Annotated in this window: 2 protein-coding genes; both read right to left on the reverse strand. The window is 60.3% G+C overall.

The genetic code is table 11. The features are described from left to right. Positions 1–221, reverse strand: a 221-nt coding sequence (locus EXE42_RS16365; protein ID WP_137706998.1) for a hydantoinase B/oxoprolinase family protein, incomplete at its 3' end; no start/stop codon positions are given. Then, a complete protein-coding gene (locus tag EXE42_RS16370) occupies positions 218–502 on the reverse strand; it encodes a hypothetical protein (RefSeq protein ID WP_137706999.1) in 285 nt (94 codons plus the stop codon). The genes EXE42_RS16365 and EXE42_RS16370, both read right to left, overlap by 4 nt. Between the last annotated feature and the right edge of the window lie 130 nt (positions 503–632).

Below are 632 nucleotides of genomic sequence, written 5' to 3' on the forward strand. Positions count from 1 at the left end.
ACCGAGAACGGCATCGAACCGAGGTGGACGGGCATGTTCTCCGCCTGCGCGATCATCTCAGCGTCTGCGTCGAACAGGGCACACGAGCAGTCCCGCCGTTCCTTGATATTCGGGGAGTACCCCGTCCGAATCAGATTCGCATTCATTTCTTCGCAGACTGCCGCGGCCGCGTTCCGCGTCACTTCTAGCGTTACCGAGTCGATGTCTGAGGTGTCACTCATGATTGAACCTCCACGATGAGACTGCCGTACTCGTCTACCTGGACGGACTGTTCCGGGCGAACGACGACTGTACTCTCCGCACCTTCCACTATCGCCGGTCCGGTGAAACTGCCGGCGGCTGGTAGCTGCTCACGCTGGTAGACGCGCGTATCACGTACCGCGCCGTCGAAGTGAACCGGTCGCTCTGCCGTCACAGTCGTGAACGCGCCCGTACCGAGGAGCGCGCCGCCGCCTGCCACTAAGCTACCCAGTCCGATCAGGACGCTTCGTCTGCTTGCCATACCTACACCGTGTGGCCCTACCCACTTTGTATTGAGTCACTTGAACGGCTACGGGACCTCCCTGAACAGTGGTATTGACGGGCTTGAAACGAGTATCGACGAGGCTGAACCGGGGCCTCGAACTCGATGA

This window comes from Halorubrum sp. SP3 (genome assembly GCF_005435195.1).
In the GTDB taxonomy this organism is placed as follows: domain Archaea; phylum Halobacteriota; class Halobacteria; order Halobacteriales; family Haloferacaceae; genus Halorubrum; species Halorubrum sodomense.